Here is a 15176-nt window from a genome sequence, read left to right on the forward strand (position 1 = left end):
TTCTCCTAGTTCCATCTTTATACATTTCATTCCTTTTACCCAGCCCTTTTCATCCTCTAATATTTCTACTGGATTTGTTAAAAGGTTAAATATTATTCCTTCTTCCTTTGCATGGTGTACTTCTTCTACCCTTGCAGGAAGTTCCTCTTCTGATCTTCTATATACTATATGAACCTCTGCTCCAAGTCTTAAAGCTGTTCTAGCAGCATCCATAGCAACATTTCCACCACCTACTACGGCTACCTTTTGTCCTACTTTTATAGGTGTATCATATTCATCTTTAAAGGCTTTCATTAAGTTATTTCTTGTTAAAAATTCATTTGCTGAGAATACTCCATTAGCATTTTCTCCTGGTATTCCCATAAATCTTGGAAGTCCTGCTCCAGATCCTATAAATACTGCATCAAATTTTTCTTCTTCTATAAGCTCATCTATAGTTACAGTTCTCCCTATGATTACATTAGTTTCTATTTTAACACCTAATTTTTTTACATTCTCTATTTCATGTTTTACTACACTATCCTTTGGTAATCTAAATTCTGGTATACCATATACTAAAACTCCACCTGGTTCATGAAGAGCTTCAAATATAGTTACATCATATCCTTTTTTAGCTAAATCTCCTGCACAGGTAAGTCCTGCTGGACCACTTCCTATTACTGCTACCTTTTTATTTTTGCTCTCTTCCCTCTCAGATAAATCTACATTATGTTCTCTTGACCAGTCTGCAACAAATCTTTCAAGCTTTCCTATAGCTACCGGTTCCCCTTTTATACCAAGAACACATTTTCCTTCACATTGGCTTTCTTGAGGACAGACTCTTCCACAGACTGCTGGTAATGCACTATATTTGGCTATGGTTTTTGCAGCCTCTTCAAATTCTTTATTTTTTACATGTTGTATAAATTCCGGTATTCCTATTGAAACTGGACATTTTGTTACACACATTGGTTTTTTACAATTTAAACATCTACTAGCTTCTTTAACAGCTTCTTCTTCATTGTATCCTAAGCATACTTCTTCAAAATTAGTAGCTCTTATCTTTGGATCCTGTTCTCTAACTGGTGTTTTTTTCATTCTATCCATTAAATTTTCCTCCTACTATCCGAAACTTTTTAAATTAATTATTGCTACATCCACAACCACAGCCACCTTCATGAGAATGGCTTTTTCTAAATGCTTCTTTTGCTTCTTCTGTTTTATACATAGCTTGTCTTCTCATAGCCTCTTCAAAATCTATAAGATGACCATCAAACTCTGGTCCATCTACACAGGCAAATTTAGTTTCTCCTCCTACAGTAACCCTGCAAGCTCCACACATTCCTGTTCCATCTACCATTATTGGATTTAAGCTTACAACTGTTTTTATACCTAGCTCTTTAGTAAGTTTAGCTACAAATTTCATCATTATCATAGGTCCTATGGCAATAACAAGATCATAATTTTTCCCTTCCTTATGAACCAAATCTTTTAAAAGATTTGTTACTAACCCTTTATATCCATAAGAACCATCATCTGTAGATATGTATAAATTTTCCGCTACTTTTTTCATTTTTTCTTCTAATATCACATAATCCTTTGATTTTGATCCAACTATAACATCTGCTTTCACTCCATTTTTGTAAAGCCATTTAATCTGTGGATATACTGGAGCTGTTCCTACTCCACCTGCTATAAACATAATCTTTTTATTTTTTAACTCCTCAATACTTTCATTTACTAATTCTGAAGGTTGTCCTAAAGGACCTACAAAGTCACTAAAAGAATCCCCTACTTCATAATTAAGCATTTGTTTTGTAGATTTTCCTAAAGTTTGAAACACTATAGTCACTGTACCTTTTTCTTTATCATAATCACAAATTGTAAGGGGTATTCTCTCACCCTTTTCATCAATTTTAACTATAACAAATTGTCCTGGTTTAGCTGATTTAGCCACTCTTGGTGCTTCTATATCCATTAAATATATTTGATGTGCTAAACATTCTTTCCTTACTATTTTATACATATGTACCCTCCGCAATTTAACATAATTTTAGTATATTGAATATTGTATCTGAAAATAGATTTAATTTTAATATATAAAACAAAGTATTTTTTATCTTATCCTTATTAAAATTAAATCTATTTCATTTTAAAATGCTCTATTGAAATAATTTATTATAAAAGCGATTTATCTGGAGTTACAAGAATTTTTACATGTTTTTTCTTTTCTGGTCCAGTTAAAGCACCAAATCCTTCTTCTACTATATCATCTAAAGCTATTTTCTTTGTAATATATCCCTCTGTTTTTATTCTTCCATCCTTCATTAATGCCATAGTTGCTGGAAATTCATGTCTATATGCTAAAGTTCCTACAATTTTCTTTTCAGTAAATACTAACACATTTGGATTAAAGTTTGTATCCTTTTCCCATATACTAGTTATAACCATTGTACCCTCATATTTTAAACTTTCAAGACCAGTATCAAATCCTATCTTAGCTCCTGTAGTTTCAAAAGCAGCATCTACACCTACTCCACCTGTAAGTTTTTTAATTTCTTCTGGTATATTAACTTCATTAGGATCTAAAACCACATCTGCCCCTGCTCTTTTTGCATATTTTTGTCTTATAGATTTCCTTTGTAAAACTACTATGAGTCTTGCTCCAGCTGCCTTTAAACATTCTATTGTAGCGAGGCCTATTGGTCCTGCACCTAACACTAAAGCTGTGTCTCCTGTATTAAAATTAGCCATTCTTACAGAGTGGAGGCCTACTGCCATTGGTTCTACTAGGGCTGCATCCTCATAGGACATTTCATCCGGGATTTTATGAACAAAATCCTCCGAGAATACAGTATATTCTGCAAGTCCACCACCACTTCCACAAAGTCCATGGAAACCTAAAGACGAACAAAGATTATATTTTCCTTCCATACATGCTGGACATTTTCCACAAGCTACTATAGGTTCAACAATTACTCTATCTCCAATATTAAATTTTGTTACACCTTCTCCTAATTCTACTATTTCTCCTGAAAATTCGTGTCCTAAAACTACTGGTGCTGTTCTTCCACTCAATGCATGAGGTTGTCCTACTGGAATAAATATAGGACCCCCTAAGTATTCATGTAAATCTGAACCACATATTCCACACCATTTCACTTTAATTTTTACGGATCCTTTTACTACCTTTGGTTCTTCAATTTCTTCCACTCTTACATCTTTTTTTTCATACCATAATGCTGCTTTCATAATAGCCCTCCTAGAGTTTTATTTTTAACATAGTTGTTAATTAATTAACATTATTTAAAGCAATTATAATGCCAAGACTTTAATTCCCCTAAATTTGTAGTTTTATTTATCAATTGTGCCAATATGATACAAATTTTGCCGTATCATATTGGCACATAAATATTAAAATTCTTATTTTGGCACACTTTTTTTTAACATTAAGCGTCTTTTCAGCTGTAACTATGTTAAAGTTATGTATATTTAATATTTGCTATTAAAAAATCTAAGTTTATAAAATTTACTTTACAATATAAATATTAAATAAAATGAGGATATAATATATATTCATGAATATATTCATGAATAAATTCATTTTATACACAAAGAATAGTTTTTTATACAAATATAATTTTTTAATACAGATAAAGAAATAACTACAAATTTTATTTTGTAGTTATTTCTTTAATTAGTTTGAGATTATTTAGCTTAGGCCTAATTTATTTCTCTTACCTACAATATGTGCTTCTATATTATTTGCCACCTCTACTGGATCATCTCCTAAAGCAACTTTTCCTCCAGTTATATTTTCTACTTCTTCTGTTAATAATTTTACAAGCTCAGGTGCTCCAGTCATAAATGGTACTGGTGATAAATGAGTATATGCGCCATAAGCCACTGCGAATATTCCATCAATAGTTGCCTTTTGCTCCATCCACTCTGGAGCAGTAACAGCTATTGGAAGATCAGATACATCTAAATTCATATGGTCTGCAAGAGCAGTTACAAGCATTGATATCCTTCCTGTATCTGTGCAAGTTCCAAAGCTTAACACTGGAGGAATCTTTAAAAGATTGCAAACCTCTTTTAATCCTTCTCCAGCTATAGTATTAGCAGCTTGTAGCGTACAAAGACCTGCTACCTCTAAAGCATGATTCCCACAACCTCCAGACACCACTAATATATCTTTTTTAATTAATTCTTTTGTAAGATTTACTGTATTCCAATCCTGTGGTCCATTTCTTAGAGTTGAACAGTTTGCAAGGGCGACTACTCCTTTAATTTTTCCTGCAGCAATTACATCTACTAAAGGATCAAGTTTATTTCCAAGAGCTCCTAAAACTGCCTCTGTAGAAAAACCAGCAATAGCCTTTTGAGTAATTTTAGGCACCATAGGTTTAACTTTATCTTTGCGATTTTTAAAGTTTTCTATAGCCAAACCTATTAAACTATCTGCCATGGCATCTACTTTTTCAGGATCATAAGGAATCTTATGTTGTAGTCCTGGTATATCTATAATAGTACTTATACTTACCAAAGTTGCTCCATATTTTTCTGCATAATGGTCTATAGCTGGTGGTGAACAGTTTTCCTCCATAGCCATAACGTCCACTGTACCTGTAGCTAAAAGAGGTTCTATAGCTAACCAGTTACCCATTAAACCTACAAAAACATCATCTACTTCAAACCTTTGAAGTAATTCCTGGCCTGTTTCAATAGAGCCTACGACTCTAAGCCCCTTTGCACCTGCCGCCTTAGCCTTTTGTTGAACTTCTTCCATTTTTGCCTTTTGTATTGTGGCAACTCCTCCCCAGGGTTGATGTCCATTAAATACTATATTTACATACTCTGGATCCATAATACCTAGATCCACATCTACTTCATGAGGCATAGGTGTTCCAAATAAAATATCCTGAACCATTTCAAGCCCAATCTGAGAATTATATATAGTAGCTATACCTAGACGTAAAGCCTTTGCTGCTAAAGACTTATAATTACCATCTACATTAGTTAAACAACTAGCTACACAGTTTTGCTCTTCATGAACAGTTCCAGCAGGATAAATATTTAATTTTCTCCAAAGCTCTTTTCTCTTTTTTGGTGCAAAGGCTTCTACCATAAGGTTTTTATCCTCTACATCAATTTTCTGTTGTTGTTCTAATAAATCTGCCAATTCTATAGCCATTTGATTTGTATCTTTATTTGTGTCAATACCTAATTTTTCACACATCCATTTTAATTTATTTACATCTTTAATAGTAAAAGGAGTTTTTCCTTCTGCTGTAGCTTTTAATGTACGAAAGGCTTCATAGGCATGATGGCTATATGTACCTGCACCCATTATATTTTTGAGCAAGAAATTTCTCATTGCCATAGCATCTGGTCCAATGCCGCATACACCTTTTTTTTGTGGTCCCTTTTCGTTTATTCTACAAGGTCCTTGAGAACAAAGTTGACAGCTTAAGCCTTGAAGACAAAATTTACAACGAATTTTTTCTTGTTCTATCCATCTGTCAAATACATTAGACATTCCATCTTCTCTTATACGTTTTAACATTTCCTCTACTGAATCATGATAACTTACACGCCCTTCAGCTTTTTCTAATATACTTTCACCCATAACGCTTAGCCTTATAAAATCCATAAAGTTATTATAGATTTTATTCATACAATTACTAGTTTAATTTAGTATTATACTACTAGTAATGTACATAATAGCATATCTCTATAATGCTATACCATAAGCCAATGGTATTTTTGTCACTTCCTTCCTAAAAATAAAATAACTAATTTTTATTTTAAAATATAGAGTAGTTATTCCATTTATATTTTTATAATTTAACTACATTTTTTATTAATATGTGAATAAAACAGTATCAATTTTATTTTGTACCTTAAAAGATTTTTTATACAATAATTTGCCTTTTAAACATTATTATTTACACTACAATTACTACTTTTCAAATATACAAAAATATTTTAATCTACCATAAAAAGCTTGTATTGAGATTGATAATTTTCCAAAACAAATAGGTTTATCAACTATGTTTTTAAAAGCTCATTATAAAGGAAGCATAAAAAATGAAAGTAAATGCATAGGATATAATAGATGAAAAAATATGAAATTTAAGGTGGCAACATAATATGCATGAAACAGCTGTAATTTGTGAAGTTGTAGATATTGTTTTAAAGACAGCAAAAGATAACGCTCTAGAAAAAATTACAAAGGTTATACTGCGTATAGGAGAGTTTTCTTGTGTCCAAGAGGATCAACTGAAATTTAGTTATGACATAATTTGTAGGGATACTCTACTTGAAGGTTCAGATTTAGTTATTGAATGGGTACAACCTCTGGCCTACTGTAGCCATTGTAATGAAAACTTTCCCGTATCCTTTACTCATAAAGAATGTCCAATTTGTCATAAAGTTAGTGAAAAAATTGTATCTGGGTATGATACCTATGTATACAGTATAGAAGGTGATTAAAAATAAAAACCATAGAAATCAATGAAAGTGTTTATAAGAAAAATAAATCTATTGCCTACGACTTAAAAGATAAACTTCATAAAAAAAACATAAAAATGATTAATTTATTAGGTTCACCGGGATCAGGAAAAACCACTTTACTAGAATCTATAATAAAAAATATTAATAATAGAGAAAAATTAGCGGTAATTGAAGGTGATTTATACACAGATAAAGACGCCAAACGAATTGAAAAATTAGGTGTTAAAACTGTTCAACTTAATACTAATGGGGCCTGTCATCTTGAAGCTGGTGCTATAGTAGAAGCAGTAAATAATCTGGATATTAATAAGGAAAAACTTATAATTGTTGATAATATAGGTAATTTAGTTTGTACCGCAGAATTTGACTTAGGAGAAGATACAAGAATAGCTGTTATGAGTATTACAGAGGGTAATGATAAACCTTTGAAATACCCCCTTATGTTTCAGACCACTGATGTAATTGTACTAAATAAAATTGATATATTGCCTTATACTAATTTTGATTTAGATCAATTTTACAAGGATGCTAAGTGTCTAAATCCTAAAGTAAAAATATTTGAAGTATCAGCTACCAGAGGTGATGGAATAAATAAAATTTGCAATTTAATAGGTGGTTAGTTAAAACTAGCCACCCATGTACTTATTCGTTACAGTGTCCTTCATGTTCATGCTCTCTACATACACTCCCTGTTGACTTTAATTCACCTTGTATGTATTTTTGAGCTATATCATCACTAAATCCTTGAGCACCCACTACTACTTCAATATTATTTTCATTGAATAAATTTTGTGCTGTTTCTCCCATTCCACCTGCAATAATAATATTTACATTTAATTCTTTTAAAAATACTGGAAGATATCCAGGTCTATGTCCAGGATTTGGAGTAAAATTCTTATTTAAAGACTTTCCTTCTTCCACTTCGTAAATTGTAAACCCTTCACAATGTCCAAAATGTCCACTCACATATTTTCCATCACTTGCAATTGCTATTTTCATTTAAAATTCCTCCTATATTTTAATTTAATAATAATTTATATATATAACTGTAAGATACCTATTCACTTAATCTTTGTTTATCTTTTTCAATTTACATTGTTTCTTTAATGCTTTTCCACATATGTTCAATAGCTTCTTTAGCTATACTTTCTTTATAATAAGTTATAGGGTTTAACTCATTTATAGATTTCATAACAGTATTATCATATGGGATTTTACCTACTAATTTTATACCTTTTTCATTAATAAAAGTTTCTATAGCTACTGTCATTTCTTTGTTTATATCATATTTGTTTACACAAACCATAGTAAAAGCACCAAAGTGCTTACATAAATCTACTACTCGTTTTAAATCTTCAAGTCCTGATGCAGTAGGTTCTGTAACAATAAGTACTGCATCAGCTCCTGTTATAGAAGCTATAACAGCACATCCAATGCCAGGAGAACCATCTATTATTGTTAATTTATCATCTTTATTTAATTTTTTAGCCTTTTTTCTTAGATCAGTTACTAATTTTCCTGAACCATCACTGCCTACTTCCATTTCTGCTCTAGAAATTAATCCTTGATCTAATTCTGTAATAAAAGTTTCTGCAGCTTTTTCGTCTTCTAATTTTATAGCATTTTGTGGGCATATTAATGTACAAGCACCACAACCATCACAAATAAAAGGATCTATTTTAAAATTTTTTATAGCATCAAATTTGCAGACTAATTCACATTCCATACATTTAATACAAATATCCTCATCTATACTAGCTTTTTTCCCACCTACAAAATCACTTTTTTCAATATCTTTTCCCTTATAAAACATATAAAAATTAGAAGCATCTACATCACAATCTACTCTTACTACATCATTGTAAAGCTCTGATAGTGCTGTTGCTATTGTAGTTTTACCTGTTCCACCTTTTCCACTTAAAACTACTAAATCCAATTTAGCACCTCCTTAGCTTTCTTAGAAAGATTATCAAATACTGCTTTGTGATATGACTCATCATAAAGTACTTCACCCTTAGAATAAAGAATTGCTGTTTTCTTAGCATAAGGTATAGTACCTATCAAATTTATTTCTTCTTCTTTGCAATATTTTTTTATTATGTTATCTTCTCCGTCATCTTTATTTATCACTATACCAAAAGGTATCTTATACATTTTTACAAGTTCCACAGCCATTTTCAAATCATGAAATCCAAATTCTGAAGGTTCTGTAACAAGTATTGCTCCATCTGCATACTTTAAAGCATTTACTACGTTACAGGAGGTGCCTGGAGGACAATCAATTAAATTGCTCTGACATGATAGATTTTTAAGTAATTCTTTAATAACAGGTACTGCCATAGGTTCACTTATATTTAAAATTCCTCTACTACAATTTATATCATGACTAGATCCACTTTCAATTTTGCCTATGTCCCTTTTATCATAAGTTATAGCATTATATTTACAGGCAATTTTACAGGCTCCACAACCATGACATAATTTTTGAAAAAGCATAATATCATCCTTAATCTTTGCCAATGCATTAAATTGACAAGCATTAGCACAAGCTCCACAATTAACACATTTATTATCATCTATAATTGGATACTCTACCATAACCTTCTTTTCTATCTCTACTTTAGGTTTTAAAAATAAAAAACCATTTGGTTCTTCTACATCACAGTCTATATAGTTAGACTTTAATGCAAGGGCAAGATTTGTAGATACTGTAGTTTTACCTGTTCCTCCCTTTCCACTAAGTACTGCTATATTCACTATGTATTCATCTCCATTCTGTTATTACATTCCATGATGTGCAGGGCCAGACATACTTATTTGTTCAAGCTCACCCTTATTATATTTCTCAATAACTGAAGTTATAGATATAGATTCACACTTATAGGCTTTAACACCTGCCTTTTCAATAATTTCAAAAGCATTAGGTCCAAAATTTCCTGTAATAATAACATCTATTTTTTCATCTACTAATTGGTTAGATGCAACAATACCTGCTCCACCACTTGCATTTTGACCTTTATTTTCTAATATTTTAACTTCTTTACTTTCAGTATCATGGATTTGAAAATATTCACATCTTCCAAACCTCATATCAAGTAAATTTTCCATAGTTTCTCCTGTGGATGAAATTGCTATTTTCATTTTTATTCCCCCAAATCTTTTATTATAGTATTGATAATCAATTCAAGCCTTTTACTTAAATCTCCATATCCATATTAAGGATATTGTCATTTGCCACTTTTATATTACTCCTATTTTCCATTGTTGTCAAATGCCAATAAGCATTTTTGAATTGAATAAAATCTCTATTTTTTATGCTAAGTACTAAAATAATCCCTATAAGAAATTATGTATTATAAAAAATATAAAGCCCTATAGGGTTTTTATCTATAAATTTAAATCTATTTTGTTATATTTAATGAGGTTGTCTCAAAATAAAAATAGCCTTAATTTTAATATAGTAAATATAAATAATACGTATAATAAACATATGAATGAGCTTTAGTAGTTCTTAATTTGATGGGATTAAAAATTTTTGTTCTCACAGGACGTGAGGAAGCAATAGTGAAGCCAGGTCTGGCGCCTCTACTGGGTAAAAAATTTTTAATGGAGTCAAATTTAGAACTGCTTAGCAAAATGAATTACTTTATGAATGTATTATTTATATTTACGGTTTTAAAATTAAGGCTATTTTCAGACATCCTCATTAATTTATAGTTTTATTTCAACTTTCAATGGATCTATATTTTCCTCTTTAAGTACTTTTAAATAATACTCACTTAAATTTAATTCTATAGATTCATATAAAATATGATACATTTTTAGCTTTCCATCTTGACTAAAATTTATCATCTCTTTTTTTATAAGTTTTTCTATATTAGAGGTTTCCATTTCCCAGGTAGATGTATTAGGTCTTTTGTTTTTAGAATTCTCATATTTATGGATTTTAAAATTATCTATATCCTGAATATATTTCTTTTTACCCTTCATAAATACTACTATTCTTGTACCTGTATACTCATTAGTTTCAGAATTATATTGTTTTATAATATGAATATGAGATCTTCTTCTATTGGAGTATTTATTCATAAAATTAATATACCTTTCTTAGAAATCTATATTTGTATTTTTTCACATTATTTATATATTAATTATATTGTACCCATAACCATCTAATATGTAAAAACAATATATAATTCTCTAATAATCTGTCTTGTAATATATCTTTTTATAAAAAATTAGTTTGAATTTGAAAATATAAAAGCCACCTTCATAGTATAAATTGATTTGCACATCCAAATTACCATAAAAGGTGATTAATAGCTCAAAATATATTATTATATAATTTAAAAAGTATCATAAGTGTCCTTAGTACTTAAAAACTAGATTACAACATTATTACTTTTTACCCTTATCCTTATCAATTTCTTTTGTAACTGGTGGTGATGGGTACTTACGAACTATAGCAATTTCTACTCTTCTATTTTTTGCTCTACCGTCCTTTGTAGAATTGTCAAATTTAGGCATATACTCACCATAAGCCTGAATTGATAACTTATTTGCAGGGATTCTCCCCACATCACTGAGAAAATTCATTACATTTATAGCGCGTATTGCACTTAAATCCCAGTTAGAACGAAACTTTGAATTACTTATGGGTTGATTATCCGTGTGCCCTGTAACCTTAATACTATTATCTAACCCTTTAAGCATTTTAGAAATTTGTGTTAATAGTGCTGATGACTGTTTTAATACCTCTGCATCGCCAGAATTAAAAAGCACAACATCTTGTATATCAATCTCTAAACCATCAGCGTCAACTCCAACTTTAACCTTGTCAGAATATCCACTTTTTTTAATCTCTTTTTCCAATTTTGATTTAATTTCTTTTATCTTGATATCCTCAGTTACACTGTCACTGGGAACAATTGAAACACCTGCTTTACCTACTGAAGCACCTCCACTACCTCCTGTTTGTACTACATTACTTCCTGCTTTAAAAATAATATTAAACTCTTGGCTAGCCTTTGCTAGTTTTTCTGTATCTACCTTGCTCATAGCAAACATAACAATAAAAAGTGCTAAAAGAAGAGTTAACATATCTGAATAAGGAATAAGCCATGTTTCATCAACATGTTCTTCACGATGTTCTTTCTTCTTCATTTTCATTACTCCTTTAAATTATCCTCTAGTATTTTGTCCCTCTATCTTTATTCTTTTACTTGGTTCTAACATACCTATAAGTTTTTCTTGTATTTTCTGAGGATTTACCCCCTCTTGAATAGCTAAAACACCTTCAACTATAATATACATAGAACTTACTTCTTCATGTGATTTTCTTTTAAGTCTAGATGCAAAAGGATGGCACACTACATATCCAAAAAAAATACCATAAAGAGTAGCAACAAATGCTCCAGCTATCATATGTCCAAGTTTTTCAACATCATTTAAGTTTCCAAGAGCACCAATCAAGCCAACAACCGCTCCTAAAACCCCAAGGGTTGGTGCAGCTCCACCTGCAGTTGTAAAAATTGAAGCGCCAAGACGATGCCTTTCTTCCATACTTTCAATTTCCATTTCTAAGACTTCTCTTATATATCCTGCTTCTGTACCATCAACTACCATACTCAAGCCTTTTTTCATGAATTTATTTGGCATATTTTCTACAACCTTCTCAAGTGATAATAATCCATCTTTTCTAGATGTTTTTGATAATTCAATAATCTCCATTATTATAGCAACTTGATCTTCTTTTCCTTTTTCTTTAAAAAGTATGCCTAAAATTTTGGGGATTTTAATGAATTCATTTTTAGGAAAAGAATTCATTACTGCAGCCATAGTTCCTATAAGTATTATAATTGCCGCAGCAGGATTTAATAACACTACAATATTTGCACCTTTTACCATCATACCTACAATAACTGCTGAAAGTCCTATTATTACACCTAAAACTAGAAAAATATCCATTTTATATTTACGCCTCCTGGTTACCTATATGTTTCTTTATAATTTTTTACTTTTAAATTTTAACTTGATTAATACTACACTCCTTTTATTACGCTTAGTTCTTGAAATAAAAATACAACATCTCTTTGTATATCACCTACTTTTTTGCCAAAACCTACATAATCCAGTATTGAATTTTGTAGAGCATCTCTTTATAATTTCAAAAAATTTATATCCTTATATTCGATTGAACCTTATTAATATTTATATATGTAAATTTTATTTAACATACAAAATTTAACATATGAAATTACTAATTTTTATATGTTATCTGTTTCTTTTAATATAAAAACCCCTATAGGTTTGCACCTATAGGGCTTTATTTTACAAACTAATTGTTTTGCCACCATAGATACAAGTCTATTTCAATACTAATAGACTTGTATCTATGCAAATTTCAACATACTGAATAAATTATTTTAATCTTACGAATAGAAAATATGTTTACTATAATAAAATTTTCTAAGCGTAAAAATCACTTAATATTTTATATTTAGTTTAATTTTACTATTACTTGTCCACCTAGAAGCAAAGAACCATTAAATTCTAGTTCTAATCCAGTAGTTCCTTTTGGAACCTCTACAACATAAACTCCTGTTATTTTTCTACCTGGGCCAATTTCTCCATCCATTTGTCCTGCCTTAGCAGCTGTCAAACCTCCTATTGACTCTTCACATTCTCTACCATCTTTATCTACAACTTTAAACATCATTACTGAAGATACTGCCTGTTGTTCATTTGATATGTTTTCTACCGAACAATCTACTGCAATAAATTCATTACCTGGCTGAGGTTGAGAAAGCTCATCCCCCTTAACTTTATAAAGTTTATTAACTGTAACTTTAAAGTCTTTTAATTTTACAACATCTCCAATTTTAAAAACTTTAGATTTATTTGTTTCTGTACTGGTTTCTGTACTTTTATCCTGGACTTTGGCACTCGTTTGTCCTACTTTTTGAGGTTCATCTATAATTGATCCTGCACCAGCTCCTATTCCTATTCCAACTATAAAAATCAATATCCAAAACCACCATTTTTTATAGAATGGCTTCTTAACTTTTTTATTTTTCATACATAATCCTCCTTAAATTTTCTACATTATATAATATATTCCATGATAATTATACATTACATTTACATAAAGTTCAAATTTTGTACATAATTATCACAAAATAAAATTATTATATAAATATACCAAAAATATTAAAAACTCTTTAGAATTTTACATAAAAAATTTCATACAAAAAGAGCCCTATTTAGGGCTCTTTTAAAAGTAAGGAAGTCTCCAAAAATGCCTAACTTACAAAACAGCTATATATATAAATTTCTATAAAAGTAAAAAAAATTCTTCTATTAATCAAAAAATTTTTTAGAGGTTTGAAATAATTTTTAGTTAATATAAAAAGCTACCTTAACTTCTTATTAAATAGAAACTTAAGGTAGTCTTTAAATTGAAAACTAACTAAAAAAATATTTTCATTCTATATATTATCTGTGTAAAGCTACTTTATTTAAACTATTTAATTTTTGCAAGTCTATATTTTCTTCTTCTAATGTGTCTTTTTCATTACATACAATTACATTTTTAGTTCCACTAATTCTTTCATAAAATAATATTTTATCATTTTTAATGGTTTTATATAATATATAACCTGATATTGTTAAATTGTATACCACTACAAAAACAGGTGATATAAATGATAATACTAATTGAATACTTATGGTGAAAAATAAGATCCCATTTCTCTTTAATATTTCCTTAAAGGTTATTCTTTCTCTTCTTCCTTTTATCTTTATTCTTACTATCAATTTTCCAAGGGTTACTCCGTTAGTTATATATGGCAAAATTATATAATACAATAATAAATCAACTACTGAAACAACTAAATTATTAAATACTGTAATTATTGTAAAATTTATAATAATATCAATGCCCGCTCCTACGAATCTTCTTATAAATCCAACTTGCATACTTTTCAAATCAATTCCCACATCAAATTTATCAGAACCAGGTAGAAAATACGTTATTTTAGGTGCTAATAAATAGCCTATCATTCCCCCAAAAGTATTTAACATTAAATCATCTACATCAAATAATCTGTAAGGTGCCTCATAAATCCCATACAATCCTGTTATTTGAGTTATCTCAAAGAATAATGATATTAAAAATGTTATTAATACTGTTTTTCCTAAACTTTTTCTAAAATAATATCTACAATAAACGCCCAAAGGCATAAGTAGCATAACATTTAAAATTACTTGCAGAAAAGCTCTTTCTTTTAAGATCATTAAATAGGTACTTGGCTCATTTAACTGAACTTTAGTTTCCTTAAAAAAATCAAATATAAATGTAAAAGGTATTAATTGCATATATTCAGTAATAGGTTTTTTTAATGGATGTATACTCTCTATATTGGGAAGTGGCAAAATAACTAAATAATATGCATTTATTAAAAATAATAGTAATGAGTATACTATTACTAGTCTTATCTTATTTACATATCCATATTTTTTATATTGAAAAATTAAAAAGGGTACTGTAAAAATTGCAGCTATAAATGGAAATGTTACAATAGCAATTTTTATTGGTTCTAAATATCTATCCATAACTCTCACATCCTTATAATAAAACTATAAATGTTAACTATAATTTTATTATAAGGATTGTATACATC

Annotated in this window: 15 protein-coding genes; 2 read left to right on the top strand and 13 right to left on the bottom strand. The window is 29.7% G+C overall.

Annotated features, from left to right (window positions below; translation table 11 throughout):
* The 4 genes from gltA to cooS form a co-directional block, all read right to left on the bottom strand.
* Positions 1-1086 (bottom strand): NADPH-dependent glutamate synthase (gltA, locus tag ACYUEW_RS08985; RefSeq protein WP_460276607.1); only part of this gene is annotated, 1086 nt, incomplete at its 3' end.
* A gap of 34 nt (positions 1087-1120) precedes the next feature.
* On the bottom strand, positions 1121-2005 hold the full coding sequence (locus ACYUEW_RS08990; protein WP_163224142.1) for a sulfide/dihydroorotate dehydrogenase-like FAD/NAD-binding protein: 885 nt from the start codon (positions 2003-2005) through the stop codon (positions 1121-1123).
* Positions 2006-2157: 152 nt separating this feature from the next.
* The gene (locus ACYUEW_RS08995) at positions 2158-3231 is read right to left on the bottom strand and encodes a 2,3-butanediol dehydrogenase (protein ID WP_460276608.1); all 1074 of its coding nucleotides are present in this window, start codon (positions 3229-3231) and stop codon (positions 2158-2160) included.
* Positions 3232-3691: 460 nt separating this feature from the next.
* Positions 3692-5656 (bottom strand): anaerobic carbon-monoxide dehydrogenase catalytic subunit, encoded by a 1965-nt coding sequence (gene cooS / locus ACYUEW_RS09000; protein ID WP_460276609.1) that lies wholly within the window; start codon positions 5654-5656, stop codon positions 3692-3694.
* Positions 5657-6132: 476 nt separating this feature from the next.
* On the opposite strand from cooS, the gene hypA reads away from it, so the two are divergent.
* Positions 6133-6474 (top strand): hydrogenase maturation nickel metallochaperone HypA, encoded by a 342-nt coding sequence (hypA, locus tag ACYUEW_RS09005; RefSeq protein ID WP_030035528.1) that lies wholly within the window; start codon positions 6133-6135, stop codon positions 6472-6474.
* A gap of 2 nt (positions 6475-6476) precedes the next feature.
* A complete protein-coding gene (hypB, locus tag ACYUEW_RS09010; RefSeq protein WP_030035530.1) occupies positions 6477-7115 on the top strand; it encodes a hydrogenase nickel incorporation protein HypB in 639 nt (212 codons plus the stop codon).
* Between the two features lie 22 nt (positions 7116-7137).
* Here hypB and ACYUEW_RS09015 read toward each other — a convergent pair whose 3' ends face one another.
* From ACYUEW_RS09015 to ACYUEW_RS09055, 9 genes are all read right to left on the bottom strand, one after another.
* Positions 7138-7494, bottom strand: coding sequence for a NifB/NifX family molybdenum-iron cluster-binding protein (locus ACYUEW_RS09015; protein WP_460276610.1), 357 nt, complete (start codon positions 7492-7494; stop codon positions 7138-7140).
* A gap of 91 nt (positions 7495-7585) precedes the next feature.
* Entirely contained in the window at positions 7586-8431 is an 846-nt protein-coding gene (locus tag ACYUEW_RS09020; protein ID WP_460276611.1) for an ATP-binding protein, read from the bottom strand.
* Positions 8422-9252: an ATP-binding protein gene (locus tag ACYUEW_RS09025; RefSeq protein WP_045516597.1), complete on the bottom strand. Its 831-nt coding sequence runs from the start codon at positions 9250-9252 to the stop codon at positions 8422-8424. Before ACYUEW_RS09025 ends, ACYUEW_RS09020 begins: the two co-directional genes overlap by 10 nt.
* Before the next feature lie 24 nt (positions 9253-9276).
* Positions 9277-9636: a NifB/NifX family molybdenum-iron cluster-binding protein gene (locus ACYUEW_RS09030; protein ID WP_460276612.1), complete on the bottom strand. Its 360-nt coding sequence runs from the start codon at positions 9634-9636 to the stop codon at positions 9277-9279.
* 570 nt (positions 9637-10206) lie between these two features.
* Positions 10207-10584, bottom strand: coding sequence for a hypothetical protein (locus tag ACYUEW_RS09035; RefSeq protein ID WP_163224139.1), 378 nt, complete (start codon positions 10582-10584; stop codon positions 10207-10209).
* Between the two features lie 309 nt (positions 10585-10893).
* Positions 10894-11658, bottom strand: coding sequence for an OmpA/MotB family protein (locus tag ACYUEW_RS09040; RefSeq protein ID WP_163224138.1), 765 nt, complete (start codon positions 11656-11658; stop codon positions 10894-10896).
* Positions 11659-11676: 18 nt separating this feature from the next.
* Positions 11677-12462 carry a flagellar motor stator protein MotA gene (motA, locus tag ACYUEW_RS09045; RefSeq protein WP_045516591.1) on the bottom strand — a complete coding sequence of 262 codons (786 nt, stop codon included), beginning with the start codon at positions 12460-12462 and terminating at the stop codon, positions 11677-11679.
* Between the two features lie 532 nt (positions 12463-12994).
* Positions 12995-13573 carry a DUF4352 domain-containing protein gene (locus ACYUEW_RS09050; protein WP_030035537.1) on the bottom strand — a complete coding sequence of 193 codons (579 nt, stop codon included), beginning with the start codon at positions 13571-13573 and terminating at the stop codon, positions 12995-12997.
* Positions 13574-13989: 416 nt separating this feature from the next.
* A complete protein-coding gene (locus ACYUEW_RS09055) occupies positions 13990-15108 on the bottom strand; it encodes a VanZ family protein (protein ID WP_460276613.1) in 1119 nt (372 codons plus the stop codon).
* Positions 15109-15176 lie beyond the last annotated feature (68 nt).

This window comes from Clostridium sp. CTA-1, assembly GCF_054768215.1.

Excerpts from the sequence above, each read along its gene's own strand:
- ACYUEW_RS08990 (WP_163224142.1), bottom strand. The coding sequence starts at position 2,005 with ATGTATAAAATAGTAAGGAAAGAATGTTTAGCACATCAAATATATTTA.
- ACYUEW_RS08995 (WP_460276608.1), bottom strand. The coding sequence starts at position 3,231 with ATGAAAGCAGCATTATGGTATGAAAAAAAAGATGTAAGAGTGGAAGAA.
- cooS (WP_460276609.1), bottom strand. The coding sequence starts at position 5,656 with ATGAATAAAATCTATAATAACTTTATGGATTTTATAAGGCTAAGCGTT.
- hypA (WP_030035528.1), top strand. The coding sequence starts at position 6,133 with ATGCATGAAACAGCTGTAATTTGTGAAGTTGTAGATATTGTTTTAAAG.
- ACYUEW_RS09015 (WP_460276610.1), bottom strand. The coding sequence starts at position 7,494 with ATGAAAATAGCAATTGCAAGTGATGGAAAATATGTGAGTGGACATTTT.
- ACYUEW_RS09030 (WP_460276612.1), bottom strand. The coding sequence starts at position 9,636 with ATGAAAATAGCAATTTCATCCACAGGAGAAACTATGGAAAATTTACTT.
- ACYUEW_RS09035 (WP_163224139.1), bottom strand. The coding sequence starts at position 10,584 with ATGAATAAATACTCCAATAGAAGAAGATCTCATATTCATATTATAAAA.
- ACYUEW_RS09040 (WP_163224138.1), bottom strand. The coding sequence starts at position 11,658 with ATGAAGAAGAAAGAACATCGTGAAGAACATGTTGATGAAACATGGCTT.
- motA (WP_045516591.1), bottom strand. The coding sequence starts at position 12,462 with ATGGATATTTTTCTAGTTTTAGGTGTAATAATAGGACTTTCAGCAGTT.
- ACYUEW_RS09050 (WP_030035537.1), bottom strand. The coding sequence starts at position 13,573 with ATGAAAAATAAAAAAGTTAAGAAGCCATTCTATAAAAAATGGTGGTTT.
- ACYUEW_RS09055 (WP_460276613.1), bottom strand. The coding sequence starts at position 15,108 with ATGGATAGATATTTAGAACCAATAAAAATTGCTATTGTAACATTTCCA.